Origin of the sequence: Mycobacterium szulgai (assembly GCF_002116635.1) — a bacterium.
GTDB lineage: Bacteria > Actinomycetota > Actinomycetes > Mycobacteriales > Mycobacteriaceae > Mycobacterium > Mycobacterium szulgai.
The window spans coordinates 1-26,307 of record NZ_LQPW01000110.1 but is presented as its reverse complement, the minus strand read 5'-3'; the positions used below and the strand labels follow the sequence as shown (position 1 = coordinate 26,307).

Below are 26,307 nucleotides of genomic sequence, written 5' to 3'. Positions count from 1 at the left end.
TTGCCCCTCGATGCGCACGATCTCGATTGACCAAATATCTGTTCCAACGTAAAGTCCCGCGTGAGCACAGTCAATCGCGCAGAGGTAACCGGACGCACGTGGATTTCTCATACCCGGCCGAAGTAGAGCGGTTTCGTGGCGAACTACGCGCCTGGCTGTCGACCAACCTGACCGACGAGCTGATCGCCGCCCGCCGCCACTCCGGCCGGGACCCGGAATTCGAACTGCTGCGGACATGGAACGCGACGCTCGCCGACGCCGGCTGGGCGGCGGTCTCCTGGCCCCGGGAGTACGGCGGCCGCGGCGCGACCGTGCTCGAGCAGCTGGTGTACACCGAGGAGACCACTCGCGCCCGGGCGCCGTTGCCGCTCAACGTCATTGGTATGAACAATATCGCCCCGGCGATCATGCGGTACGGTACCGAAGACCAGAAGACGACACTGCTCCCCCGTATGCTGCGCGCCGACGACATCTGGTGCCAGGGCATGTCGGAACCCGAAGCCGGATCCGATCTGGCCGCGCTGCGCACCCGCGCCGTGCGCGACGGTGACGAATTCGTGGTGACCGGACAGAAGATCTGGACCTCACTGGGGCATCGAGCCAAGTGGTGTCAGCTGTATGTCCGCACCGATCCCGACGCGCCCAAGCACCAGGGCATCTCCTGTCTGATCGTCGACATGAGCCTGCCCGGCATCGAGGTCCGGCCGCTCATCACGCTCAACGGCGAGACCGATTTCGCCGAGGTGTTCTTTCACGACGTACGCGTGTCTGTTGCCGCCCTGCTCGGCCCGCAGAACGGCGGTTGGCAGGTTGCCACCACCACACTGAGCCACGAGCGCGCCGGGGCCGCGCGACTCTACGCCGAACTGCAGGTACGGCTTCAAGAACTGGTGACCGACTTGCGGGCGGCCGGGGCGCTCGATGATCCGGTGACGCTGCGCCGCATCGGTGAGCTTGCGGTTGACATCAAATATCTCGAAGTGCTCTGCCAGCGTTCGATTTCGGCGACGCTGCACGGCGGTGACTCGCTCGGGTCGGCCAGCCTCGCCAAAACCGTGTGGGGTCAGATCGGTCAGGACCTGGCCGCGCTGGCCTTCGACACGCTGGGCACCGGCCGGTGGACCGACTACCGATTGACCTCCCGGTCCCTGACGATCGCGGGCGGCACCACGCAGATCAACAAGAACATCACCGCCCAACGCGTGCTGGGGTTGCCCCGCCGATGAATCTCGAGCTCACCGACGAGCAGGTCGCACTGCGAGACATCCTGCGCCGCTTTCTTTCTGAGAAGGCATCTGTCTCGGGGCATGTACGGGCACTACTCGACGACCCAACCGGTAGCACCGGAGCGGTTTGGCGCGGCCTCGCCGATCTCGGCGCGACCGGGCTGTTGGTATCGGCCGAATACGGTGGCGCCGGCCTGACGATGGTCGAGGCCGGCATCGTCGCCGAAGAGCTGGGCGCCGCGCTGTACCCGGGACCGTGGCTGTCCAGCGCGGTGGCCGCCGTGCGGGCGCTGACCCGATTCGGAGCCAACCCAGCCGGCCTGCTCACCGGGATCGCCGACGGCACCACGATCGCCACCGTCGCGCTCGATCACGCGGCTGGTGCCGAGCGCGCGGGTGAGGTCGTGCTGACCGGCACTCTCACCACCGTGCCCGACGCCGCGGCCGCCCACGTGATACTGACGTGCGCCGAAATCGACGGCAGCAAAGCGCTTTTCGCGGTCAATACCACCGCCCCCGGCGTTTCGGTGATGCTGCAGCGGGGTATCGACCAGACCCGCAAGGAGTTTCGTGTCGAATTGGACGGCGTAGCCGCAGATCGCCTGGCCGACGGGTCGCCGGATGCTGTTGCGGCGCTGGCCGATGACATACTGATCGCCCGGGCCGCCGACGCGCTTGGCGCCGCACACACCGTCCTGAATCTGGCCGTCGACTACGCAAAGGTGCGAAAACAGTTCGGACAGGCCATCGGGTCCTTTCAGGCGATCCAGCACTTGTGCGTCGACATGTACGAAACGGTCGAGCTGGCCCGCAGCGGGGTGATCCACGCGCTGTGGGCCGCCGATGCAGCGGGCCCCGCCGAGCGGCACCTGGCCGCAGTGCGGGCCAAGGCATTCTCCGGTCGGCTGGCGACGGTGGGCGACACCGCGATTCAGGTGTTCGGCGGCATCGGCTACACCTGGGAGCACGACGCCCACCTCTACCTCAAGCGCCTGCTCGGCTGGAGCGCATTTCATGGCGGGCCGGACCGCTACCTCACCGAACTCGGTGCGCGCCTGGCTGATCCGAAGGGGACGCAATCGTGATCGATTTCAGCGACCAGGTGGCGATCGTCACCGGAGCCGGCCGCGGACTGGGCCGCCTGTATGCCCTGGAGCTGGCCCGGCGGGGCGCACGCGTCGTCGTCAACGACCTCGGGGGCACCATGCACGGCGACGGTGCCGATACCACCGTCGCCGACGAGGTCGTTGCCGAGATCGAAGCGGCCGGCGGCGTTGCGGTGGCCTCGCATGAATCGGTGGCCAGCCCGCAGGGGGGTGCGGTAATCGTCGAAGTGGCCGTCGAGAACTTCGGACGCCTCGATGCTGTGGTCAGCAACGCCGGCATCTTCAACAGCATCGCGTTCGACGAGATGTCGCCCGACGACTGGCGCAAGATGCTGCGCGTGCACCTCGACGGCGGGTTCTATCTGAGCCAGCCGGCCTATCGGGTGATGAAGAAACAGGGCTATGGCCGGTTCGTTTTCATCTCGTCCTCGGGCGGGATGTTCGGACAACCAATGGAAGCCCACTACGCGGCGGCCAAGGCCGGACTGGTCGGCCTGTCCAACGTGATCGCGATCGAAGGCGCCGGACACGGAATACTGTCCAATACCGTGCTGCCGTTCGGCTTTTCGCGCATGGTGACAGTAACGGTCGGAGATCCCAAGGCCCTTGCCGAAATCGGCTTCCTGAGGGTGATCAAACCCGAGTTGGTGGTGCCGATGGTCGTGTTTCTGGCGAGCCGGGCCTGCAGGTTCAGCCACCAGAACTATTCGGCCTGTGCCGGTCGATTCGCCCGGGTCTTCGTGGGGCTGGGTCAGGGCTGGTTGGCCGACCAAGGCGGCGACCCGAGCGCCGACGACATCGAAGCACACCTGTCCGAGGTGCAGGCGACCCAGCCGTTCACGGTGCCGGGCTCGATCTTCGAGGAAGTGTTCGGCGTCTGCGAGCAGCTCGGAGTAACGTCCTAAGCAGGGTGTTTGTCGCGGAGGCTCTGATAACCTCTAACAAAGATTTGGTTCAGCGGGGAGGACAAGCAGCCGGCCATGGCCAAAGCCGACACCGCGAACGACACCGGAACCCGCCGCGCCGAGATCCTGGCGACCGCGGCGTCGCTGATCGCGTCGTCGGGACTGCGCACTTCCCTGCAGGAGATCGCCGATGCGGCAGGCATTCTGCCGGGCAGCCTGTATCACCATTTCGAATCCAAAGAAGCCATCCTCATCGAACTGATCCGGCGCTACCAGGCCGATCTGGATCGGATCGGGCACGCGGCGCAGGCGCGTTTGGATGAGCCCGATTCGCGGCCGGCGGATGAACAGATCGGCGACCTGGGGGCCGCGATCGCCAATTGCGCCGTGCGGCATCGTGCGGCGCTGCAGATGTCGTTCTACGAAGGGCCCAGCGCGGATCCCGAACTGGTGACGCTGACCCAGCAGCGGCCGGCCGCGGTCCAGCAGGCGATGCTGCAAACGCTGCGTGCGGCCAGGTGGAGTGGCTACATCAACGCCGAGGTCGACCTACCCACCCTCGCCGACCGGATTTGTCAATCCATGCTGCAGGTCGGGCTCGACGTCATCCGGCACAACTCCTCGGCCGACCAGGTGGCCGGCCTCATGTGCCGAATCATCCTGCAGGGCTTGGCAGCCCAACCACCGGCCGATTCGGTCCTGGACGGCTCCAGCGCGTTCGCGGCGGCCAGCGACGTCATCGCATCGTGGGCCGACGACAGCCAAGCCGGCCCCGGCGACAAGGCGGCTGCGCTGCGCGCAGTGGCGCGAACGGAGTTCGGCCGCAAGGGATATGAGGTGACCACGATCCGCGACATCGCCGCGGCGGCCGGACTCGGCACCGGGACCGTGTACCGGGTAATCGGATCCAAGGACGAACTGCTCGCCTCGATCATGCGTTCCTTTGGGCAGAAGGTCGAGGCCGGCTGGGTCAGTGTGCTGCGCTCCGACGCCACGCCCATTGCCAAACTGGACGCCCTGAGCTGGGTCAATGTCAATGCGCTGGACCGGTTTTCCGACGAATTCCGGATCCAGCTGGCCTGGATGCGCCAATCGCCGCCCGACACGGCCAATCCCGGCTGGCTGTACACCACTCGCCTGCGGCAAATGAAATCGCTTCTCTCCGAGGGGATCCGGTCGGGCGAGATACGAATCGACGCGCCCTCCACAGTGATGCTGGCCCGGTCCATCATCGGCATGCAGTGGATCCCGGAGAACATCCTGCGCGCGGTCGGCACCCGGACCTCGCTCATCCTGGCCCGGGATACGGTGCTGCGCGGCGTTGCGGTCCGCTCATGACGCGCATCGTGGTGATCGGCGGCCACGGCAAGGTCGCATTGCAGCTGGCGCGCATCCTCACCGAGCGTGGCGACGAGGTCAGTGCCGTCTTCCGCAATCCCGACCACATCCAGGACGTGGCGGCCACCGGGGCCGAGCCCGTCGTCGCCGACATCGAGCGGCTCGACACCGGGGCGCTGTCGGATCTGCTGACCGGACACAACGCGGTGGTCTTCTCCGCCGGGGCCGGTGGCGGCAACCCGGCGCGCACCTATGCCGTCGACCGGGACGCCGCGATCCGGGTGATCGACGCCGCCGCAAGTGCGGGGGTCAACCGCTTCGTCATGGTGTCCTACTTCGGGGCCGGACCCGACCATGGTGTCCCGCAAGGTGATCCGTTCTTCCCCTACGCGGAGGCCAAGGCCGCCGCCGACGCGCACCTGCGCGCCAGCGAACTGAATTGGACCGTGCTGGGCCCCAGCCGGCTCACCTTCGAGCCGGCGACCGGCCGGATCGCCGTCGGCGCGGGCAAGGGTAGCGTTTCGCGGGCCGACGTCGCCCTGGTCATCGCCGCGGCGCTGAACGACCCCTCGACGATCGGCCGAACCATCGACTTCAACAACGGCGACGTGCCGATCGCCGACGCGCTGACCAGGTAGCAGTAGTAGCCTCGACAGTGCAGCTGGTCTGCCGTCGTCGCACTTGCGGCGCCGGCATCGAGCGAAGCACACGATGCGACGCGAGAGGGAACCCGGTGAGAATCCGGGACTGTCCCGCAGCGGTATGCAGGAACGAACGCCGTCTCGTCGATAGACAAGCACTGGTCGCCAGAGGGTCTGGAACTGGGAAGCGACGGTTAGTAGGAGCACCGGAAAGTGCGCGCCTGCGAGTCCGAAGACCTGCCAGCCGTGCCGGGCGCGCCGCGTCCGGCGGCTCATCGCCTCGTGGAATGGGCGTTTGGCCGTACGTGTTGCGGTTACGTAGTTATGGTGCCTACCGCGACCCGGATCGGCTGCGCGTCCGCGGGCGGTGACCCACACCGTCGATTGAAGGACCGATAGTGACCGCTGAACCCTTTACCGCAACCATCACCGGCTCTCCCCGGATCGGGCCGCGCCGTGAACTCAAGCGCGCGACCGAAGGCTACTGGGCCGGGCGCACCAGCCGATCAGAGCTGGAGTCCATTGCCGCTACGCTGCGCCGCGACAACTGGTCGGACCTGGCCGCCGCCGGCCTGGACTCGGTGCCGGTGAACACCTTCTCCTACTACGACCAGATGCTCGACACCGCGGTGCTGCTCGGGGCGCTGCCGGCCCGGGTGAGCGGCATTTCCGACGAGCTGGACCGGTACTTTGCCGCCGCGCGTGGCAATGACGAGGTCGCTCCGCTGGAGATGACGAAGTGGTTCGACACCAACTATCACTATCTGGTTCCAGAAATCGAGCCCGCGACCCGGTTCGCCCTGAACCCGGACAAGGTGCTCTCCGAGCTGAAAGAAGCTCTGGAGCAAGGGATTCCGGCGCGGCCCGTCGTCATCGGGCCGGTGACTTTCCTGTTGCTGAGCAAGGCCGTCAACGGTGGTGGGGCTCCTATCGAACGGCTAAGGGAGCTGGTGCCGGTCTACTCCGAGCTGTTGTCGCTACTCGCCGATAACGGCGCCACGTGGGTGCAGTTCGACGAGCCGGCGCTGGTCACCGACATCTCAGCAGACGCGCCCGCGCTGGCCGAGGCCGTCTATACCGCGCTGGGCTCGGTGCGCAACCGTCCGGCCGTCTATGTCGCGACCTACTTCGGCGACCCGGGCAGCGCCCTGGCGGGGCTGGCCCGCACACCGGTGGAGGCGATCGGCGTCGACCTGGTGGCGGGTGCCACTGAGGCGGTCGCCTCAATATTTCGAGCACCCGAGTTGTCCGGCAAGACGCTGGTGGCCGGCGTCGTGGACGGACGCAACGTTTGGCGCACCGACCTGGAGGCCGCACTGGGCAAACTGGCCCGCCTGCTGGGTTCGGCTGGCACCGTTGCCGTTTCGACGTCGTGTTCCACCATGCACGTGCCGTACTCGCTGGAACCCGAGAGCGATCTGGACGACGCGTTGCGCAGCTGGCTGGCGTTCGGCGCCGAAAAGGTAAGCGAGGTAGTCGTCCTGGCCCGCGCTTTGCATGACGGGCGCGAAACAGTCGCCGACGAGATCGCAGCATCCAACGCCGCCGTCGCATCCCGCAAGCGCGACCCGCGACTGCACAATGGGCAGGTCCGGGCTCGCATCGATTCGATCGTGGCCTCCGGGGCCCACCGCGGCGACCCCGCGCAGCGCCGCACGAGCCAGGACGCGCGCCTGCACCTGCCGCCACTGCCGACCACGACGATCGGCTCCTACCCGCAGACTTCGGCGATCCGCAAGGCGCGCGCGGCGCTGCGCGCCCACGAGATCGACTCCGACGAATACGTGCGCCGGATGAAGTCCGAGATCGCCGACGTCATCAAGCTGCAGGAGGATTTGGGCCTCGATGTTCTGGTGCACGGTGAACCGGAGCGCAACGACATGGTCCAGTACTTCGCCGAGCAGCTCGACGGCTTCTTCGCCACTCAGAACGGCTGGGTGCAGTCCTACGGCAGCCGCTGCGTGCGCCCGCCGATCCTCTATGGCGATGTCGCCCGGCCCCACCCGATGACGGTCGGCTGGATCACCTACGCGCAGTCGCTGACCGACAAACCGGTCAAGGGCATGCTGACCGGTCCGGTGACGATTCTGGCGTGGTCGTTCGTGCGTGACGACCAGCCGCTGGCCGACACCGCCAATCAGGTGGCGCTGGCCATTCGCGACGAGACCGTGGATCTGCAGTCCGCCGGCATCGCGGTCATCCAGGTCGACGAGCCCGCACTGCGGGAGCTGCTGCCGCTGCGCCGCGCCGATCAGGACGAGTACTTGCGTTGGGCCGTAGGTTCTTTCCGCTTGGCCACCTCCGGAGTCGCCGACTCGACGCAGATCCACACCCACCTGTGCTATTCGGAGTTCGGCGAGGTGATCGGCGCCATTGCCGATCTGGACGCCGACGTGACGTCCATCGAGGCGGCCCGCTCACACATGGAGGTGCTGGACGATCTGAATGCGATCGGGTTTGCCAACGGCGTGGGACCGGGGGTCTATGACATCCATTCGCCGCGGGTGCCCAGCACCGGCGAGATGGCCGAGTCATTACGCGCCGCATTGCGCGCGGTTCCGGCCGAGCGGCTGTGGGTCAACCCCGACTGCGGACTGAAGACCCGAAACGTGGACCAGGTGACCGCCTCGCTGCGCAACATGGTGGCCGCGGCGCGGGAGGTGCGCGCGGGGGTCTGACTGTGGCCACGAGCGTAACGCCATTGCGACTTCACCCGCGAAATTTCGCAGTGGCGTTACGCTCGCGGCGCTGCAGAGCTACTCGGACAGCACGTGTACCGGAACGTCGTCGGCCCAGGGCTGGCGGGTCACCATGTCGGCGACCCGGACGTAGCCGCGTTCGAACTCGCCGGTGGCCGCATCCACTAACCGGTAGGCCTGCGTCTGCTTGTGGATGGGCTGCGCGTCGAGCAGCACGATGCGCACCTCGCCCGGCTCGAAGCGGCAGCGCTGCTGCATGGCCTCGATCAGCTGCTCGTTGTGCATGTGACCGTCGCCGAAGTTCCAGCCGATGGCGGTGCTGCAGATCCGTTCGCCGTCGGTGACGACGTAGTCGTCCTCGTTCTGGCCGGCCATCGCCCGGTGCGCCAGCGTGAACAGCGCCCGGCCGTGGGTGTTCATGGCGCGGAACGCGTATCCCAGATACATCGGAATCTGCGCTCGATCCTTGCCGTAGAAGCGCTCCAGCTGGGCCTGCGGCATGCTCGCGATCGCCACGATGCCGCGGGTGATCTTGTCCGCGCCTGAGGGTTTGATACACCACAGGGTGGTGTCCCAATTGCCGGCGTAGTAGCGCATGCCGGGCAGAAACGAGATCTTGTGGGGAAACAGATTGCCCAGGATCACGGTTCCGGCCACCACCGCGAACAGAATCGCCACTGGCACGGGGCTTTTCACGTCCGTCAGGCCCAGACGCGCATGGCCGACGAACAGCGACAGCACACCGAAGATCATGAAGACGTTCCATTCCAGCGGTACCCCCATCGGGATGGCCGTCAGGATGCCCAGGTGGAAGCACACCATCACGATCGCGGCCACGGTGGTGGGCCAGCCGCCGTGAGCGAAGAACAAGACCACGGGCACGCACATCTCGATGAAGGTGCTGACGTGGGCGAAGATCCGCGACAACAGCCCGGGCCGCAGATCGTCGGGGAACTTCTCGAAGAACAGCCGCTTGATGAACCGCGGCCGGAATAGCGGGTTGTTGGACATCATCGTGGAGATCACGAACGGGAAGTGCTTGTTGAGCTTGGAGGTCGCCGCGCCCATCCAGATCACCAGGAACACCAGTTTGGCGGCGACGATCATGTCCACACCGCCAAACAAGAATGTCACCGTGAGGGACCCGTACACCTCACCACGGGCGGCCAGGAAGATGACTTTGTCCCGCAGCCCGGTCCCCGCGAGCAGCACCAGGATCAACACGATCTGCCACGTCGGCAACAGCCCGACCGTGCTGCCCAGCTCGGGCACCGGCCCGGTGCCGTCGGTGAACAGCGCCGCCACCAGCGCGATCAGCAGCAACGCGTACAGCGCGACATCGACCGGCTTGCGCTTGGTGCCGTGGGTCATCGGGACCCGATCCGGCCACGGTGGCAGCCGGATGGTCCCGAACCGAAGCCAATACAGAATCGAGCCCATGGGCGGAAAGAACCGGTTGTTCAGCGGCCCGAAGCCGCAACCCAGCCCGACGACCTCGAAGAGCATCGTGTACAGCACGACCTTCTCGAACACGATCGGTTCGGCGTACCATGCCCGAACGTTGGTGAAACCATCGATTCCCTTGGTGCTCAGCACGATCAGCCAGGCGAACAGGATGTAGAGCAGGATCTTGGCGACGTAGAACAGATGCAGTACCACCGGCGTCCCGAAACCGACTTCGGCCCAGTGTCTGGCCATCGGTCGGATCTTTTCGCTGCGGGTGCCCTTGCTCCACTCGGCTACGTCGATCTGCGGCAGTTCGGGCTTCAGAAATCCCATGGTTTGACAGATTAGAACGTGTTCTAGGCGGGCGCTCGGTTCGGCTGCCGAATCCTTTACCGGCGGGTCGTTTCGGGACTACCGTGAAGCTTCGGGTTCTCAGGTCCGGCTTCCTGCTCAGCGTTGAGGAGATGCCATCGTGACAAGATTTCGGCTCGCCGTGCTGGCGATGACCACCGCTGCCGCATCGATCGGCTTCGGCGTTGCGGCCCCCGCCGCGCTCGCCAACCCACCCGGGCCAGGCGATCCGTGCACCGTCTGGCACGCCACCACGCAGGACGCCAACGGACAGACGATGTGGTGCAACCACATGATGACCGGCACCCACGGCCTGGTCTGGCAGTACGGCGGACCGGATTAGCCGGGCAGCGCTCGTTGTTCGCACCCTGAGTAGGCGCTCAGCGGCCGGATCAGGGTGTTGGCCGCCGCCTGTTCCATGATGTGCGCAGTCCAGCCGGTGATCCGGCTCATCACGAATATCGGCGTGAAGCTGGCGATGTCGAAACCCATCAGGTGATAGGCGGGCCCGGTGGGAAAGTCCAGGTTGGGCCTTATCCCCGTGTTTACCGCCATTTCCGCCTCGAGCACCTGGTAGATGTCCAGCCAGCGCCGGCCGTCGCGCAGCGCGGCGACGCGGGCCAGGGCCTGGCGCATGGTCGGCACCCGGGAGTCACCGTTGCGGTATACCCGGTGCCCGAAACCCATGATCTTCTCGTGCCGAGCGAGCTTGCCGCGCAACCACTCTCGCGCGTTCGCCGGTTCTGCGATCTCGAGCAGGTCGCGCATGACGGCCTCGTTGGCGCCGCCGTGCAGCCGCCCCTTGAGCGCGCCGATCGCTGCGGTGACCGCGCTGTAGATGTCCGACCGCGTCGACGTGACCACCCGCGCGGCGAACGTGGACGCGTTGAAACCGTGTTCGGCGTAAAGAATCATCGACTGCTCGAACGCCGAAACAATGGCGGGTTCTGGCACCTGGCCGAAGCACATGTTGAGGAAGTTCTGGGCATACCCCAGCCCGGCGTGCGGCGGGATCGGGGCCAGGCCGCGACGACGGCGCATATCGACGGCCACGATCGTCGGCAACACCGCCATCATCCGCAGCGCCTTGGCCCGGTTCGCCGAATCGTCGTCCTCGTCGGGATCTTCGGCACCCAGGTAACTGATCGCGGTGCGTACCACGTCCATCGGATGGCAGTTGTCCGGCAGCTTGGCCATCAAGGACAGCATCGAGCGATCCAGCCGGCGACTGGCGCGCTCGCGCTGACTGAACAGCGCCAGTTCGGCGTCGGTGGGCAACTCCCCGCGCCAGAGCAAGAACGCGACCTGTTCGAAGCTGCAGCGAGCGGCCAGCTCCTGCACCGGATATCCGCGGTAGGTCAGCGAGTTGGTTTCGGGCACCACCTTGGAGATGGCCGTGGTGTCCACCACCACGCCGGCCAGGCCCTTGCGGATCTCAGTAGCCGCGGTCATGACTTGAAGATCCCGTCCGCAATCAGCGGCGCCCGGTCCAGCACCCGCGCATCGACCACTATGTTCAGCGCACCGGTATCCGCGAGCTCGGCCAGGGTTTCCACTGTGGCCAAAAAACGTTGCTGCTCAACGTGTTCCACCACGCCGTCGGCGAGTTGGGTGAATTTTTGCAGGTAATGCTTGCGTTCGAACGGTCTTGCGCCCAGCGGATGGGCATCGGCCATCGCTAGTTCGTCGACGATCACCCCACCGCTGCGCATCCTCACCTCGGCGCGCGCGCCGAACGCCCGCTGTGCCGGATCGGCCGAGTGGTAGCGGCGGGTCCACTCCGGATCCTCGACCGTACTGATCTTTCGCCACAGCGCGATGGTGTCGGGCCGGTGCGCCCGCTCGAATGTGTAGGAGCGCTCGTGGTGCCAGCCGCCGTCCTGCAGCGCAACCGCGAAGATGTAGGGCAGCGAGTGGTCGAGGGTTTCTCGCGACGCGTCGGGGTCGAACTTCTGCGGGTCACCCGAACCGGTGCCGATCACCACATGGGTGTGGTGGCTGGTGTGCAACACGATGGAGGCGACCTGGTCGAGATCCCCGATGCGCTGACGCAACCGGCAGGCCAGGTCGATGGGCGCCTGGCTCTGGTATTCCGCGGAGTGCTGCTTGGTGTAGCTGTCCAGGACGGCGCGCTTGGGTTCGCCGGGGCCGGGCAGCGGCACCTGGTAGGTCCGGTCGGGTCCACCGAGCAGCCAGGCGATGACGCCGTCCTCGCCCTCCCAGATGGGTGCCGGTGAGCGCTCACCGCGCATCGCGCGGTCGACGGCCTCGATCGCGATCTTCCCGGCGTGAGCAGGGGCGAACGCCTTCCAGCTGGAGATCGCGCCTTTGCGTGATTGCCGGGTGCTGGTGGTCAGGTGCAGGGCCTGGCCAATGGCGTGGCAGATGGTCTGCGTGTCCAGCCCAAGCATGGTGCCGATGCCGGCCGCGACCGCCGGGCCCAGGTGCGCGACCTGGTCAATCTTGTTCTCGTGCAGGCAGATTCCCTTGACCAGATCGATGTGGATCTCATACGCGGTGGCCAGGCCGCGGATCAGGCCGGCCCCGCTGACACCCAGTTGCTGCGCGACGGCCACCAGTGGCGGGATGTTGTCGGCGGGGTGAGCGTAGTCGGCGGCCAAAAACGTGTCGTGGAAATCCAATTCGCGCGCCGCGACGCCGTTGGCCCAGGCCGCCCACTCCGCCGAGTAACTGCCCTGGACCCCGAAGACGCCGGCACCGCGGCGAGCCGGATGCGCCAGCGCCTGTTCACGTGCCACCGCGACGGGGCGGCGCAGCACCGCGGCGGCGCTGACTGCGGCGTTGTCGATGATGCGATTGAGCAGCATGTCCGCGGTCTGCGGCTCGACGGCAACCGGATCGGTAGCGACCAGCGCGATCTTGTGGGCCAACTGTTCGGTCAGCGGCAATTCGTCGGCGCTGCGATGCGACCGGACTTCGTGCAACAACATAATCCACACGTTATGCACATCGAGCCGCGAGTGAAAGCTCCTGCAAGTGCGTATTTTAGTGTCCTATATGGTCGCGCTTTGCGAACTTTGCGAATATCGATCGGAGTAGTGTGCGCGATGTGGCGAAGACATTTACCGGAGCCCGGCTGCGGCGGCTGCGTCAGGAGCGCGGGCTCACCCAGGCGGCACTGGCCCGCGCGCTGGACTTGTCGAACAGCTACGTCAATCAGCTGGAGAATGATCAGCGGCCCATCACCGTGCCGGTGCTGTTAGCGCTGACCGAGCGCTTCGATCTGCCCGCGCAGTACTTCTCCTCGGATTCCGATGCGCGGCTGGTGGCCGACCTCAGCGACGTCTTCACCGAAGCCGCCGCGCAAGACGCGATCAGTCCCGGCCGGATCGAGGAATTCGTCGCCCGCATGCCCGAGGTAGGGCGCAGCCTGGTCGCCGTCCACCGCCGATTGCGCGATGCCACCGAGGAATTGGAAGGCTACCGATCTCGGGCAACCGCGGACACCGGGCTGGCGCCCGAGCGGCCGATGCCGTTCGAGGAGGTCCGCGATTTCTTCTACGACCGCAGCAATTACATCGGGGAGCTGGACGCGGCGGCGGAAAAGATGTTCAACGACAACGGGATGCGGGTCGGTGAGCTCGACATCCAGCTGACCTCGCTGATGCGCGATCAGTTCGGCATCGCCGTGGTGATCGACGACGGCCTGCCCGAGACCACCAAGCGCCGCTACCACCCGGAAACCAAGGTGCTTGGTGTTGCCCACTGGCTGCGGCCCGGCCAGCGCGCCTTTCAGATCGCCACTCAACTGGCGCTGCTCAGCCAATCGGAGCTGATCTCGGCGATCGTGGCGACCGACGACCAGCTGAGCCCCGAAGCCCGCGGCGTTGCGCGGATCGGGCTGGCCAACTACTTCGCCGGCGCCCTTCTGTTGCCCTATCGCGAATTCCACCGTGCCGCAGCCGAATTGCGTTATGACATCGACCTGCTGGGCCGTCGGTTCGGGGTCGGCTTCGAGACCGTGTGCCACCGGCTTTCCACGCTGCAGCGCCCGCAGCAGCGCGGGGTGCCGTTCATCTTCGTGCGCACCGACAAGGCCGGTAATATCTCGAAACGCCAGTCCGCCACGGCCTTTCATTTCAGCCGGGTGGGCGGCAGCTGCCCCCTGTGGGTGGTGCACGACGCATTCTCCCAACCCGGACGGATCGTTGTTCAGGTGGCGCAGATGCCCGACGGCAGATCGTACTTCTGGGTGGCCAAAACCATTGCGCCCGAGGGCCGCGGCTATCTGGGGCAGCACCAGAGCTTTGCCGTCGGACTGGGCTGCGAGCTGGCCTATGCCGACAAACTCGTCTACTCCAGCGGAATCGTCCTCGACGATCCGGGCACTGCCGTGCCTATCGGTGCGGGCTGCAAGATCTGCAACCGGCCCGCCTGCGCGCAGCGCGCGTTCCCCTTCCTCGGCGGGCACGTCACGGTCGACGAGAACACCGGTAGCAGTTTTCCGTATTCGTCGACCGGCCAATCGGTGTAGCTTGCAGCTGAGGCGGCAACCGCAACTGAGGAGCCAGGCGTGACAGATGTCGATTTTTGCGTGGTCGGTGCCGGATTCGCGGGTTTGACGGCCGCGCTCCGGTTGAAGCAGGCGGGTCGCTCGGTGGCCGTGCTGGAGGCCCGCGACCGGGTGGGCGGTCGCACCTTCACCGTCACCCGCGACGACGGGCTGTGGATCGATCGCGGGGGCGCCTGGATCGGGCCGGGCCAGGACCGGATCTATGCGCTGATGCAGGAATTCGGCGTGCCGGAGTACAAGCAGCACAACGACGGCGACGCCATGATGGTGGTCGACGGCAAGAAGCACCGCTACGGCGGCAAGTTGCCGTGGACGATGAGCCCGTGGGCGGTAGCCAACGTGGGCATGGGCCTGATGAGTGTGGAGCAGATGTGCAAATCGCTTCCGCGCGAAGCCCCTTGGGAGGCCAAGGAGGCCGCCGAGTGGGACCGGATCAGCCTGGGCGACTGGCTCGAGCGCAACGTGTTGTCCAGGCCGGCGCGCGAGATGCTGGACATGGCCTTGGCCGGCCCGTATACCTGTGCGCCGGCCGAGGTTTCGATGCTGTGGATGCTGCTGCAGATGGCGTCGGCCGGCAGTTCCACCATCGGCGGTCCCAGCTTTGTCATTTCGGGCAAGGGCGGCGCTCAGGATGCCCGCCCGGTTGGCGGCATGGGTGCCATCTACCGCCCGATCGTCGCCCAGCTGGGTGATGCGCTGCATTTGTCGCAGCCGGTCCGGCAGATCAGTCAGGACGCCGACGGAGTAACGGTGCGCTCCGATGGTTTGAGCGTGCGGGCGCAGCGGGTCATCGTCACGATCCCGATGGCCATTGCCGGCTCCATCGACTACGAGCCCATGCTGCCGGTTGATCGGACATTGCTGAACCAGCGGATGCCCGGCGGCGCGATCCTCAAGACGTCGATCATCTATGACGACGCGTTCTGGCGCGCCGACGGATTGTCCGGGCAATCGGCGGCGCCGGGTACCCCGGCCACACTGACCATCGATGCCTGCACCGACACCGGAAACCCAGGGATCATGTGCGTCATCACCGAAGGGGTTGCCGCGCGCCAGCTCACCCGCCTCGACGAGGCCGACCGCAAGGCCGCGGTCATCGCCCAGCTCGTCGACCGGTTCGGCGACAAGGCAGCCCGGCTCCTCGAATACCACGAGCAGAACTGGACCACCGAGCGTTACTCCGGCGGCGGGATGATCAGTCACACCCCTACCGGCGTACTCACCGAATACGGTCACGCCCTGCGGGCGCCCTGCGGTCGGGTGCACTGGGCCGGCACCGAGAGTTCAGCCACCATGTGCGGTTGGGTCGACGGCGCGATTCGTTCCGGCGAGCGGGCCGCATCAGAAGTGCTAGCTGTGGCGACCGAAACCGCAACGGCCGCAACGACTTAGCTAGCCGATTCCGGTGCGCGGTACCACGCTCGGCCGCTGCTGCGTCACATGCGGACTCGCGCCGCCGCGGCCCATCATCCCGCCGGGCATGCCCGCGCCGCCGGCGCCGGCACCCATCGGCATTGGCATCATCGGCATGCCGCCGCCGGTGGGCGCCGCCTGAGCCATCGGCGCCACAGTCGGCAGCGCGCCCATCCCACGTATCGCCGAACTGGCCATCGCGGCCGGCGTCGACCCCTGCCACGTCGGGGGCACCGACATCGCCCCCACCAGCCGTGAGTGGCCCAGTGCAGCTGACATTCCGCCACCCAGCCCCCCGCCGCCGAGGCCCTTCATGGCCGGAGCGGCGCTACCGACGAACTTCGGCGCATCGGCCAACCCGGCGGCGGCGCCGGTCGCTCCGGCCGTGCCCGTGCGCGCAACGCTCGCCAGCTGCATCATCGGAGACATCAGCATGCTGGCCGGATACATGCCGATCTGCGCCACCGATATCACTGACTGCAATGGAATGGCCGAAGCGGCCGACTGGACCGCCGTCACCGCGCCCGACAGCGGAGCCACCGCGCCCTGAATGGCCGGTGACACCGCTGCCGTCGCTGTCGAGGCCAACCCCGCGAGATTCAGCCCCGCCAGATTCAGTGGCGGCATGCTGAACGGCGTCAGCATGGACGCCACCGAAGTGGCTCCGCTGTAATAGCCGACCATGGCGGCCACATCCTGGGCCCACATCTCGACGTAATCGAACTCGGCGGCCGCGATCGCCGGTGTGTTCTGGCCCAGGAAATTCGTCGCGATCAGCGATAGCAACGACGTTCGATTCGCGGCAACGGCCGCCGGATGGACTGTGGCCGTCATCGCCGTCTCAAACGCCGTGGCCGCCGCCCGCGCCTGACCGGCCGCCGACTCCGCCTGCCCCGCCGCGCCGCTCAGCCACCCCGAATAGGGGGCCGCGGCCGCGGCCATCGAGACCGACGCCGGACCCGCCCACGGGCCGCCCGTCAGCGCGGTGATCACCGATTCGAACGACGACGCCGAGGCCCGCAGCTCGGTGGCCAGCCCGTCCCAGGCCGAGGCCGCGGTGAACAACGGGCCCGAGCCCGCACCGGAAAAGATTCGCGCCGAGTTGATCTCCGGCGGCAACCACGCGAAGTCCAGAATCATTCGCACCCCCAACCAGGCAGCGGAATCCGATGACTTAGATCACATCAAAGATCGGGCCGCTCATAGCTTTGATTCAGGAGTCACTCAGGAACTCCGCAGGCGCTGCCCAGCTTCGCGACCGGCTACCGGCAGGCTTGTTCGCGGCCGGCAAGCCGGCTGCCGCCCGCGAACAACAGCGCTGGCTAGGCCCAGCTGGAACCGACGCTGGAGTCGGTTTGCGCCATATTGGCGCCCGCGGCTTGCACCTGCTGGCCGTGGGTGTTGGCCTGCTGGTAGATCACCGCGAAATTGCGGCCCAACTGGGTGATGAACTCCTGGCAGGCCACCGAGCCGGCGCCACCCCAGAAGTCCCCGGCGGCCAGCACATCACGCACGATCGCCTGGTGCTCGGCCTCCAGCGATGCCGCCTGCGCCCGAATCAATGCCCCGTGGGCATCCACGTCACCGAACTGGTAATTGATCGTCATCGCCGAATTCCTAACTGCTCAATGCTTGCTGCGACGTTTGTTCTTGCTGCTCATAGTTATTGGCGTCGCGGACCAGGCCGTCGCGTACGCCGTGCAGCATGCTCACGATGTTGCGAAACGCCTGATTCATCTGGCTCATCGTGTCCAGCGATGTCGCCTGCGCCATCCCGCTCCAGCCCGCGCCGGAGATGTTCTGCGACGACGCCCACATCCGGCGCGCCTCGTCCTCGACCGTCTGAGCGTGTAGCTCGAAACGTCCTGCCATGTCCCGCATCGCGTGCGGGTCGGTCATAAACCTCGTGGTCATTACCTATTTCCTTTCACTGCAATATAATTGGTTCCACATCGTGGCTGACAATCTCCGCCGGTCACCCCGCCGATCACCCCCGCTCTATCCGACCCCGGTTCGCGGAATCACGCTCGGCCGCTGTTGGACCACATGTGGACTCGCCCCGCCGCGGCCCAGCATGCCCCCGGGTGTACCGGCGCCGGCTCCGCCCATTCCCATCGGCATCGGCATCATCGGCATGCCGCCGGCGGCAGGCTGGGACATCTCGGCGGCGTTGGACAATGCCCCCAATCCCGAAACAGCCGAACTGACAACGCCTTTCGGCATCGATCCCGGCCAGGACGGCGGCACTGACACCGCTCCCACCAGCCGAGCCTTACCCAAGTCGGCCGCGGTGCCTACACCCATGCCGCCCTTGAGCGCGGGAGCGGTGTCGCCGACCAGCTTCGGTGCGTCGGCGATCCCGGTGACCAGCCCCGTGCCGGCCACCCCGGCGCCGTTGGCGCCCTGTGCCAACGACATCATCGGCGACATCAGCATGCTGACCGGAGTGGCCGCGACCTGCGCGACCGAGGTCAGCGACTGCAGCGACGATCCGGACAGCAGCGACTGCACCGCTGCCGTCGCGGCCTGGGTCACCGGAGTCAGCGCGTCGGCCACCGCCCCGACCGTAGAAGCCAAGCCCGGCAAATCGATCGGCGGGAGCGCAAACGGCGTCAACGCCGCTGCCACCGACGCCGCACCTGCGTGATATCCCAGCATTGCGGCCACGTCCTGGGCCCACATCGCCACATAGTCGAACTCGGTGGCCGCGATCGCGGGTGTGTTCTGGCCGATGAAATTGGTTGCCACCAAAGACGTTAACGAGGCCCGGTTGGCGGCCACCGCCGCGGGATGCACAGTCGCCGTCTGCGCCGTTTCAAACGCTGTCGCCGCGGCCTGGGCCTGACCCGCCGTCCCCGCCGCCTGCATCGCGGCCGACGACAGCCACGACACATACGTCGCGGCGGCCGCGGCCATCGCCGTCGCCGCCGGACCCGACCACGGCCCGGTGGCCAGCGCGGTGACCACCGAGTCGAAAGACGACGCCGAGGTGTGCAAGTCGGCGGCCAACCCCTGCCACGCCGTCGCTGCCAGAAACAGCGGGCCCGCCCCTGCCCCGGCGTACATCAGCGCGGAATTGATTTCCGGTGGTAAGACTAGGAATTCCATAATCGGGTCCGTTCTCAGCCCGGGCCGATGGCCTGGGCAAGCTGTTCGGGCAGGAAGCTCAGCAGCGCCGGGAGGAGTCCTCCGAAGTTCGTTCCGGTCAGGGGGATTGTCCCTGTCGTGCCGAATATTTCGACCGTCAGCGAAGCGGGCTGAGCGGGAGTGAGGAGCCCGCCGAGTGGGATGTTCGTCGTGGTCGTGAGGTCCCCCAGCGAAACCGAAAGTGGCAGTGTGGCTTGGCCGTTGAGGAAACCGTTGAGAATGTTGGCGGGTGCGTCGAACAGCGCCGCGGTGGCCCCCAGGGCGTCGCCGGTTTGCAGCGCGCCCAGAACTGCGCTGCCGCTGGAGCCGAACGCGTTCAGGCTGGTGACCACCGGACCAATCGCGTCGAGCCCCAACACCAACGGCAATCCCACATGAAGCTCACCGGTAGTCAGGTCCAACGTTTGCGAGGTATCGGTCAGCGTATTGATCGCGTTGGTGAGGTGCTGGGAAATCTGAGCGGGAATGGAGCCGGCGGGTATTAGATCGGTGAGGTTCTGCGCCATCTGCCCGGGGATGGCGAAGATCGGCAACAAATCGCCCAGTGTTCCGGTCGGGCTGATGTTGATGAGGAACGTCGTCATGTCCTGGTTGGCAACCAGACCCGTCACAAACAGGTTTCCGAAGCCCGTTGCGACACCGCGCGCCGCGCCGGTGACGTCTCCGGCCGCAAGCTGCTGGAAGGCCGTTTGCAACGTTGCCGGCAAGGCATTCGCGGCGGCCCGTAAGTCCTGGCCGGCGGCGCCCAGTGCGGTGGAGATGGTCTGGCCGTAGCCGGTTTGCTGGTTGACGATCCCCTGCAGCAACCCCGCCGGATCAGGCGGGAAAAGCTGCTGCAGGGCGGGGAAATTCGGCAGGCCGCCGCCCAGCGTGGCGGCGATCGTCTGCTCGTAGCCCATCTGGTTTTTGATGAACTGCGCCAGCAGCGGCGTCGGATTCGCCGCGACGGCGCTTTGCAGAGTTTGGAGATTGGCGGCGGTATTCGCGAAAAGCGTTTGGTAGGCGGGTGATCCGCCGAGCAGGATCTGCTCGACGTTTGCAGCCTCGGCACTCGCGTAGGCGCCGGCACCCGCGCTCATCACGGCGACGAATTGTTCGTGGAACGCTTGCGCTTGGGCGTGCAGGGCCTGAAAGTCCTCGCCGAAGCTGCCGAACATGGAAGCGATCGCCATCGATATCTCGTCTTGAGCCGCTGCCGCTATACCGGTAGTGGGGCCGGCCACGGTGGCGGCGGCCTGGGTCAGCGAGGCGCGAATGCCCGCCAAATCCTGGGCCGCACCCTGCAACAGTTCGGGCATGGCGATCACAAACGACATATCTTCTCCCTCGAGGAAATGGTTAACGACGCCCGATGAACACCGGGCTTAATTGAAGAAGCCGGACTTCGCGTCCGCCTTGTTGAAGAACCCGGAGTCGTCATTGCCCGAGTTACCGAATCCCGAATTGAAGACATTCGAATTGGCGATGCCGATATTGTCGAAGCCGGTGTTGTTGATGCCCGCGAGGAAGCTGCCGTGGTTGTTGATGCCCACATTGTTTCCGTTGCCGGAGTTGCCGAATCCCGACTCGAAGGCCAGCCCCGTGTTCTGGAATCCGGAGGTGTCGCCGCCGGAGTTGAAGAAGCCCGACGAGTCCAGCCCGGTGGTGCCGAATCCGGAGTTCTTGACACCGACAGGCGTGATCGCGCTGCCGAAGCCGGTGTTCAGCTTGCCCGCGTTGAAGCCGCCGGTGTTGCTGCCGCCTGAGTTAGCCCAGCCGGTATTGATGTCGCCGGCGTTGAAATCACCGGTGTTGATCGAGCCGGCGTTCATGCTGCCGGTGTTCTGGAATCCCGCGTTCCCGTAACCCATGTTCTGGGAGCCGCCGTTGTCCATTCCGAAGTTGTTCGCGCCCGCGTTTCCGAAACCCACATTGTTGAAGCCGCCATTGAAGAAGCCGGTATTGCCCTGACCGGAGTTGGTGAATCCGGTGTTGAAGCTGCCCGAATTCTCGAAGCCGAAGCTGTGGTTGCCGGAATTGAAGAAGCCGACGTTTCCGGTGCCCGAGTTGAAGAACCCGATATTGCCGGTGCCCGAGTTGCCGAAGCCGATGTTGCCGGTTCCGGAGTTGAGCGCGCCGAAACCCACTTGGTTGTCACCGGTCAGCCCGAAGCCGATGTTGTTGTTGCCCGTGTTGCCGAAGCCGAAGTTGTGGTTGCCGGTATTGCCGGCGCCGACGTTGTTGCTGCCCCGGTTGCCGAAGCCCATGTTGGCGTCGCCGCGGTTTGCATTGCCCATGTTGGCGTTGCCGAGGTTCGCGTTGCCCGTGTTGGCGTTGCCGAGGTTTCCCAGACCGACGTTGCCGTTGCCGACGTTTCCGCTGCCGGTGTTCTTGGTGCCGGCATTACCGCTGCCGATGTTCTGGTCGCCGCGGTTGCCGTTTCCGACGTTGCCGATCCCGTTGTTCCCGCTGCCCAGGTTGGTGTTGCCGATATTGCCGTTGCCGACGTTCTGGTTGCCGTTGTTGCCGCTGCCCAGGTTGCCGCTGCCGTGATTACCGCCGCCCGCGTTCGAGCTGCCGATGTTTCCTGCGCCCAGGTTCGCGGGCAACCCCGGTATACCTGCCAGTGCCTGCTGCAGCGTCTGGAAGGGCATCAACTGCGCCACGGCCGCGGCCGCCCCGCCGTGGTAGCCCACCATCGCGGCCACATCCTGAGCCCACATCTGCTCATAGGAAGCCTCGGCCGCCGCGATCGCAGGCGCGTTCTGACCGAACAGGTTGGACAGCACCAACGACACCAGCTGATTGCGGTTCGCCGCGACCAATCCGGGGTGCACCGTCGCTGACACCGCGGACTCGAACGCCGAGACCGCCGCGCGGGCTTGCCCTGCCGACCCCTGCGCCTGAGCCGCCGCGGCCGACAGCCACCCCACGTAGGGCGCGGCCGCGGCCGTCATCGCGGTGGCCGCCGGACCCTGCCACGCCGTGCCTGCCAGCCCTGAGGCGACGGACCCGAACGAACTCGCCGCCTCGCCCAGCTCACCGGCCAAACCGTCCCACGCCGCTGCCGCCGACAACAGCGGCGCCGATCCCGCCCCCAGAAACATCCGCGCCGAATTGATCTCCGGCGGTAATACCAAGAAATTCATGGCCAAAGAATGCGCGGCGGTGGGCCGATGAACGTCAGTCACAACGCGTAAATAGGCCGGGCAAGGGGGTCGTAGATGGGCGACCCGAGGGGGTCGTAGCGCCGTTTGACAGAACTTTTTGCACTCATGTTGAACCGTTGGCGCCCCGCGTGCGTGACACTGAGTTAGTCACGGATAGATCGCCATGAAAGCGGAGTGACATGTGCGTGAGTGAGTTTCTGCCGACGAGGACGGTAACCCTGTTGCTCGCCGACGCGGAATGCTCGACGCCGCTCGCACGACTTGATCGGATAGCAGCCGAGATCATTGCGGCCAACGACGGGGTTGGACCGGTCAAACTTGGAGACGAGAACGGCTTCGTGGCGATGTTCCCACGCACCACCGACGCCCTGGCGTGTGCCATCGATTTGCAGCAGGCGCCGCTGGCACCCATCCAGCTGCGCGTCGCGGTGCACACCGGCGAGGTGCAGGCGGGTCACTCGGGTGACTATTCGGGTCCAACCCTGCACCGGGCGGCGCGGTTGCGGGAACTGGCGCATGGCGGCCAGATCGTGGTGTCGGGCACCACCCACGATCTGGTCGTCGACCAACTGCCTGCCGACGTCTGGCTGACCGACCTCGGCACTCACCGGCTGCGCGACCTGCCCCGCCCCGAACGGGTGACGCAGTTGTGTCATCCCGATCTACGGGTCGAGTTCCCGCCGCTACATAACCTGAATATTGTTGCACCACATGGTGTTCCGGCGCAGCTGACCCGATTCGTCGGCCGCAGCGAACAGATCACCGACGTACGCAAGTTCTTGGCCGACAACCGGCTGGTGACCATGGCCGGCGCCGGCGGCGTCGGGAAAACGCGGCTGGCGGTGCAGATCGCGGCGCAGGCGGCGGCCGAATTCGGCGGCGGAGTGTGGTTTGTAGATCTGGCACCCGTCAGTGACCCCGAGGTCGTTCCGGTAGCGGTTTTGCGAGCCCTGGATCTGCCGGACCAACCGGGCCGCACCGCGCTGGACACGCTGGCGCGCTTCGTCGGCGACCGCGACGTGCTGATGGTGCTGGACAACTGCGAGCACCTGATCGACGCGTGCGCCGCCCTGACCGGCGAACTGCTGGGCGCCTGCCCGCGGTTGACGATCTTGGCCACCAGCCGCGCACCGATCGGGGTGCCCGGCGAGCTGACCTGGCGAGTGCCCTCGTTGGCGCTGACCGACGAAGCGATCGAGCTTTTCGTCGACCGCGCGCGCCTGGCGCGCCCGGACTTCAATATCAGCGCCGCAGATGCAGCCGCCGTGGCCGATATCTGCGGCCGCCTGGACGGCTTGCCGCTCGGGATTGAGCTCGCGGCGGCGGCCGTGCGGGTGATGTCGCTCACGGAGATCCTCGACGGCCTGCGGCACCGCTTCCGGCTGCTGACCGGCGACGGACCGACGGCGTTGCGCCGCCGGCAAACGCTGGGCGCATCCGTCGACTGGTCGCACGCCCTGCTTAGCGAACCCGAACGGGTGCTGTTCCGCAGGCTGGCCACGTTCAGCGGCGGATTCGACCTGGAGGCGGCGCGAGTCGTCTGCGGCGACGATGATCTGCAGCCGCATCTGGTGATCGATGAGCTCACCCGGCTGGTGGACAAGTCGCTGGTGGTAGCCGAAGTCGCCGGAGACCGAACTCGCTACCGAATGCTGGAGACGGTTCGTCACTATGCGATGGAAAAGCTACGCGAGTCCGCTGAGGCCGAGGCGGTTCGCGCGCGCCACCGCGATCACTACACCCAGATGGCCGCGTTGCTGGACAACCCCGCGGACGGCGATCACCAGCGCCGCATCGAGCAGGTCGAGATCGAGATCGACAACCTGCGCGCCGCGTTCGCGTGCAGCCGCGAGGACGGCGAGGTCCAGGCGGCGCTGGAGCTGACGTCGTCCCTGCAGCCGCTGTGGCTGACCCGCGGCCGAATCCAGGAGGGGCTGGCCTGGTTCGACGCGGTGCTGACCGATCAGAGCGCACGCCACGCCGACGTCTCGGCGGTGGTGCGTGGGCGGGCGCTGGCCGACAAGGCGTCCCTGGACGCCTCACGCAGCATCCACGACAACCTCGACCAGGCACACCAGGCCGTGGCTATCGCGCGCGAGATCGACGACCCGGCGCTGCTGGCCCGCGCGCTCACCGCATGCGGTGCCATCAGTTCCTACAGCGCCGAAGCGGCACGCCCGTACCTCGCCGAGGCAATCGGCATTGCTCGCGAGCTGGGCGACCGGTGGCGGCTCACCCAGATCCTGACCTGGCAGGCCTACGGCGCCTTCTACGCGGGTGATCCGGTCGAGGCGTTCGCGGCCTCCCAAGAAGGCCGCGAGCTGGGCGAGGCGATCGGCGATCGGTTTCACGCGCGCTCCTGTCGCTGGACCCTCGGGTTGGCACAGATGATGAAAGGTGCTCTGCCCGAGGCGATTACTCAATTCCGCACGGTCAGCGGGGATGCCGATGCCGCTCACGACGCGCTGTTCAGCTGGGGCAGCCGGCTTGCGCTGGCCAATGCGCTTGCGTTACACGGTGATACGCACGCCGCGATGGCTGCGGCCAACGCTTCGCTGGCGGCAGCCTCCGATTTGTGGCCGTTCAATGAGGGTTTCAGCTATGCCGTGCTGGCAACCGCGGCCGTGGCCGCCGGCGATGTGACCGCAGCGGCGCAGGCCAGTGCGGCGGCACAGCAGCTGCTGGGCGCCCAAGGTGAGCTGGCCGCGACGGTAACCAATCCGATGGCCGAGATCGCGTTGGCGCAAGGTGATTTGGTAGCCGCCGCGGTCTCGGTAGAGCACGAGGTATCGGTATCGGCCGGCTGGCACCTGGCCCGCGCGCTGACCACGCGGGCCCGCATAGCGATCGCGAAAGGCGAACCCGAACAAGCCGAACGCGACGCGCACAAAGCGCTTGCCTGCGCCGCTGAATACGAGGCTTACTCGGCCGTCCCCGATGTTCTCGAGTGCCTTGGGCGGCTGGCCGCCGACGGCTTGAGCTATCGGGATGCGGTACGACTCTTCGGCGCCGCGAACGAGTTTCGGCGGCAGATGGGCGTGGTCCGGTTCAAAATCTACGACGCCGGCTACGAGGCAATGGCCACTGCGCTTCGGGATGCCCTGGGACAGCAGGACTTCGATAACGCGTGGGCCGAAGGTGCCGGCCTGTCCATCGATGAGGCGGTCGCCTACGTACGGCGCGGCCGGGGCGAACGCAAACGCCCGAGCAGCGGCTGGGCGTCGCTGACCCCCACCGAGCGCGACGTCGTGCGACTGGTTGCTGACGGGTTGGCCAACAACGAGATAGCGGCCCGGCTGTTCGTTTCCCGTCGTACTGTGCAGACTCACCTCACGCACGTGTACGCGAAGCTGGGCCTCACCTCTCGCGTGCAGTTGGCTCATGAAGGGGCCAGCCGCAGCTAAGCCCTGGCGGCAGGTCAATCTACGACCCCCACCGCGCGAAATCTACGTCTCCTGACCGACGTTCTTATCCGCTTCAGCTCGCATCCTTAACCCGATTCAAGTGACGAGCGGGAGGACGGCGATGTCTTTTGTGTTAGTGACCCCGGAGATGCTGACGTCGGCGGCAACGGATTTGCAGAGCATCGGATCGGCGTTGCGCACGGCCCATGCCGCGGCGGCGGCTCCGACCACCGCACTGCTGGCCGCCGGCGCCGACGAGGTGTCGGCGGCGATCGCGGCGATGTTCGGAGCGCACGGTCAGGCCTATCAGGTCCTCAGTGCCGAAGCGGCGATGTTTCACCAGCAGTTCGTACAGACGATGAGCGCCGGCGGCGCGATGTTCGCGGCAGCCGAGGCTGCCAACGCGTCTCCGCTGCAGAGCTTGCTCGACGGGATCAACGCGCCCATCCAGGCTGCGACCGGACGTCCGCTGATCGGCAACGGCGTCAACGGCGTCGCGGGGACCGGCCAAAACGGGACGGACGGCGGCTGGTTGATCGGCAACGGCGGCGCCGGTGGATCCGGTACCAACGGCGGCCTCAACGGTGGCAACGGCGGCAACGGCGGGGCCGGCGGGCTGATCGGCAACGGCGGTGCCGGCGGCGCTGGCGGATCGCCCCTGGCCCTCGCCGGCCAAGGTGGGGCCGGCGGCCACGGCGGGGCCGCGGGCCTGTTCGGCTCCGGCGGCAACGCGGGCCTGCTCTTCGGCGCAGCCGGGGCCGGCGGCGGCGGCGGGCACGCCGACAGCATCACCCAAGCCGGCGGCGCCGGGGGCGCCGGCGGCAACGGCGGCCTCTTCTCCAGCGGCGGGGCCGGCGGGAACGGCGGAACCTCCGGATCCGCGACCGGCGGGACCGGCGGCGCCGGTGGAACAGGCGGGCTGTTCGGCGCCGGCGGGGCCGGCGGGGT

General features: G+C 66.7%; 20 protein-coding genes and 1 riboswitch. Of the genes, 11 read left to right on the top strand and 9 right to left on the bottom strand.

Going from position 1 to position 26,307, the window contains the following annotated elements:
• Positions 1-98: 98 nt before the first annotated feature.
• From AWC27_RS15850 to metE, 6 genes are all read left to right on the top strand, one after another.
• Positions 99-1,226, top strand: coding sequence for an acyl-CoA dehydrogenase family protein (locus tag AWC27_RS15850; RefSeq protein WP_085671356.1), 1,128 nt, complete (start codon positions 99-101; stop codon positions 1,224-1,226).
• Positions 1,223-2,311, top strand: a complete 1,089-nt coding sequence (locus AWC27_RS15845; RefSeq protein ID WP_085671355.1) for an acyl-CoA dehydrogenase family protein — start codon at positions 1,223-1,225, stop codon at positions 2,309-2,311. Before AWC27_RS15850 ends, AWC27_RS15845 begins: the two co-directional genes overlap by 4 nt.
• Positions 2,308-3,237: an SDR family NAD(P)-dependent oxidoreductase gene (locus tag AWC27_RS15840; protein WP_085671354.1), complete on the top strand. Its 930-nt coding sequence runs from the start codon at positions 2,308-2,310 to the stop codon at positions 3,235-3,237. The genes AWC27_RS15845 and AWC27_RS15840 overlap by 4 nt, the downstream gene beginning before the upstream one ends.
• A gap of 75 nt (positions 3,238-3,312) precedes the next feature.
• Positions 3,313-4,575 carry a TetR/AcrR family transcriptional regulator gene (locus AWC27_RS15835; protein WP_085671353.1) on the top strand — a complete coding sequence of 421 codons (1,263 nt, stop codon included), beginning with the start codon at positions 3,313-3,315 and terminating at the stop codon, positions 4,573-4,575.
• Positions 4,572-5,213, top strand: coding sequence for an SDR family oxidoreductase (locus AWC27_RS15830; protein WP_085671352.1), 642 nt, complete (start codon positions 4,572-4,574; stop codon positions 5,211-5,213). The genes AWC27_RS15835 and AWC27_RS15830 overlap by 4 nt, the downstream gene beginning before the upstream one ends.
• Before the next feature lie 35 nt (positions 5,214-5,248).
• Positions 5,249-5,475: riboswitch (cobalamin riboswitch) on the top strand.
• Between the two features lie 139 nt (positions 5,476-5,614).
• Entirely contained in the window at positions 5,615-7,894 is a 2,280-nt protein-coding gene (gene metE, locus AWC27_RS15825; RefSeq protein ID WP_085671351.1) for a 5-methyltetrahydropteroyltriglutamate--homocysteine S-methyltransferase, read from the top strand.
• A 78-nt stretch (positions 7,895-7,972) separates the two neighbouring features.
• On the opposite strand, the gene AWC27_RS15820 is transcribed toward metE, so the two are convergent.
• Positions 7,973-9,694: a DUF3556 domain-containing protein gene (locus AWC27_RS15820; protein WP_085671350.1), complete on the bottom strand. Its 1,722-nt coding sequence runs from the start codon at positions 9,692-9,694 to the stop codon at positions 7,973-7,975.
• Positions 9,695-9,833: 139 nt separating this feature from the next.
• Between AWC27_RS15820 and AWC27_RS15815 the strand changes: the two genes are divergently transcribed.
• Positions 9,834-10,055, top strand: a complete 222-nt coding sequence (locus AWC27_RS15815; protein WP_245847169.1) for a hypothetical protein — start codon at positions 9,834-9,836, stop codon at positions 10,053-10,055.
• On the opposite strand, the gene AWC27_RS15810 is transcribed toward AWC27_RS15815, so the two are convergent.
• Positions 10,052-11,164 (bottom strand): bifunctional 2-methylcitrate synthase/citrate synthase, encoded by a 1,113-nt coding sequence (locus tag AWC27_RS15810; protein ID WP_085671349.1) that lies wholly within the window; start codon positions 11,162-11,164, stop codon positions 10,052-10,054. The genes AWC27_RS15815 and AWC27_RS15810 overlap by 4 nt on opposite strands.
• Entirely contained in the window at positions 11,161-12,663 is a 1,503-nt protein-coding gene (locus AWC27_RS15805; RefSeq protein ID WP_139837037.1) for an MmgE/PrpD family protein, read from the bottom strand. Before AWC27_RS15805 ends, AWC27_RS15810 begins: the two co-directional genes overlap by 4 nt.
• 95 nt (positions 12,664-12,758) lie before the next feature.
• Here AWC27_RS15805 and AWC27_RS15800 point away from each other — a divergent pair, with 95 nt between their 5' ends.
• The gene (locus AWC27_RS15800; protein WP_085671348.1) at positions 12,759-14,207 is read left to right on the top strand and encodes a short-chain fatty acyl-CoA regulator family protein; all 1,449 of its coding nucleotides are present in this window, start codon (positions 12,759-12,761) and stop codon (positions 14,205-14,207) included.
• Between the two features lie 39 nt (positions 14,208-14,246).
• The gene (locus AWC27_RS15795) at positions 14,247-15,638 is read left to right on the top strand and encodes a flavin monoamine oxidase family protein (RefSeq protein ID WP_085671347.1); all 1,392 of its coding nucleotides are present in this window, start codon (positions 14,247-14,249) and stop codon (positions 15,636-15,638) included.
• Here the strand turns inward: AWC27_RS15795 and AWC27_RS15790 are convergent, their stop codons facing one another.
• The 6 genes from AWC27_RS15790 to AWC27_RS15765 form a co-directional block, all read right to left on the bottom strand.
• Complete coding sequence (locus tag AWC27_RS15790) at positions 15,639-16,799, bottom strand: PPE family protein (protein WP_085671346.1); 1,161 nt, start codon at positions 16,797-16,799, stop codon at positions 15,639-15,641.
• Between the two features lie 182 nt (positions 16,800-16,981).
• Positions 16,982-17,266 carry a WXG100 family type VII secretion target gene (locus tag AWC27_RS15785; protein WP_085671345.1) on the bottom strand — a complete coding sequence of 95 codons (285 nt, stop codon included), beginning with the start codon at positions 17,264-17,266 and terminating at the stop codon, positions 16,982-16,984.
• 10 nt (positions 17,267-17,276) lie between these two features.
• Entirely contained in the window at positions 17,277-17,573 is a 297-nt protein-coding gene (locus AWC27_RS15780) for a WXG100 family type VII secretion target (RefSeq protein WP_085671344.1), read from the bottom strand.
• 84 nt (positions 17,574-17,657) lie between these two features.
• Positions 17,658-18,767 (bottom strand): PPE family protein, encoded by a 1,110-nt coding sequence (locus tag AWC27_RS15775; protein ID WP_085671343.1) that lies wholly within the window; start codon positions 18,765-18,767, stop codon positions 17,658-17,660.
• Positions 18,768-18,781: 14 nt separating this feature from the next.
• Entirely contained in the window at positions 18,782-20,122 is a 1,341-nt protein-coding gene (locus tag AWC27_RS15770; RefSeq protein WP_085671342.1) for a PE family protein, read from the bottom strand.
• A 48-nt stretch (positions 20,123-20,170) separates the two neighbouring features.
• Positions 20,171-21,934, bottom strand: coding sequence for a PPE family protein (locus AWC27_RS15765; RefSeq protein ID WP_085671341.1), 1,764 nt, complete (start codon positions 21,932-21,934; stop codon positions 20,171-20,173).
• A 206-nt stretch (positions 21,935-22,140) separates the two neighbouring features.
• Here AWC27_RS15765 and AWC27_RS15760 point away from each other — a divergent pair, with 206 nt between their 5' ends.
• Positions 22,141-25,359 carry a LuxR family transcriptional regulator gene (locus AWC27_RS15760; RefSeq protein WP_085671370.1) on the top strand — a complete coding sequence of 1,073 codons (3,219 nt, stop codon included), beginning with the start codon at positions 22,141-22,143 and terminating at the stop codon, positions 25,357-25,359.
• 121 nt (positions 25,360-25,480) lie between these two features.
• Positions 25,481-26,307: PE family protein (locus tag AWC27_RS15755; protein WP_139837035.1), on the top strand; the 827-nt coding region annotated here is incomplete at its 3' end.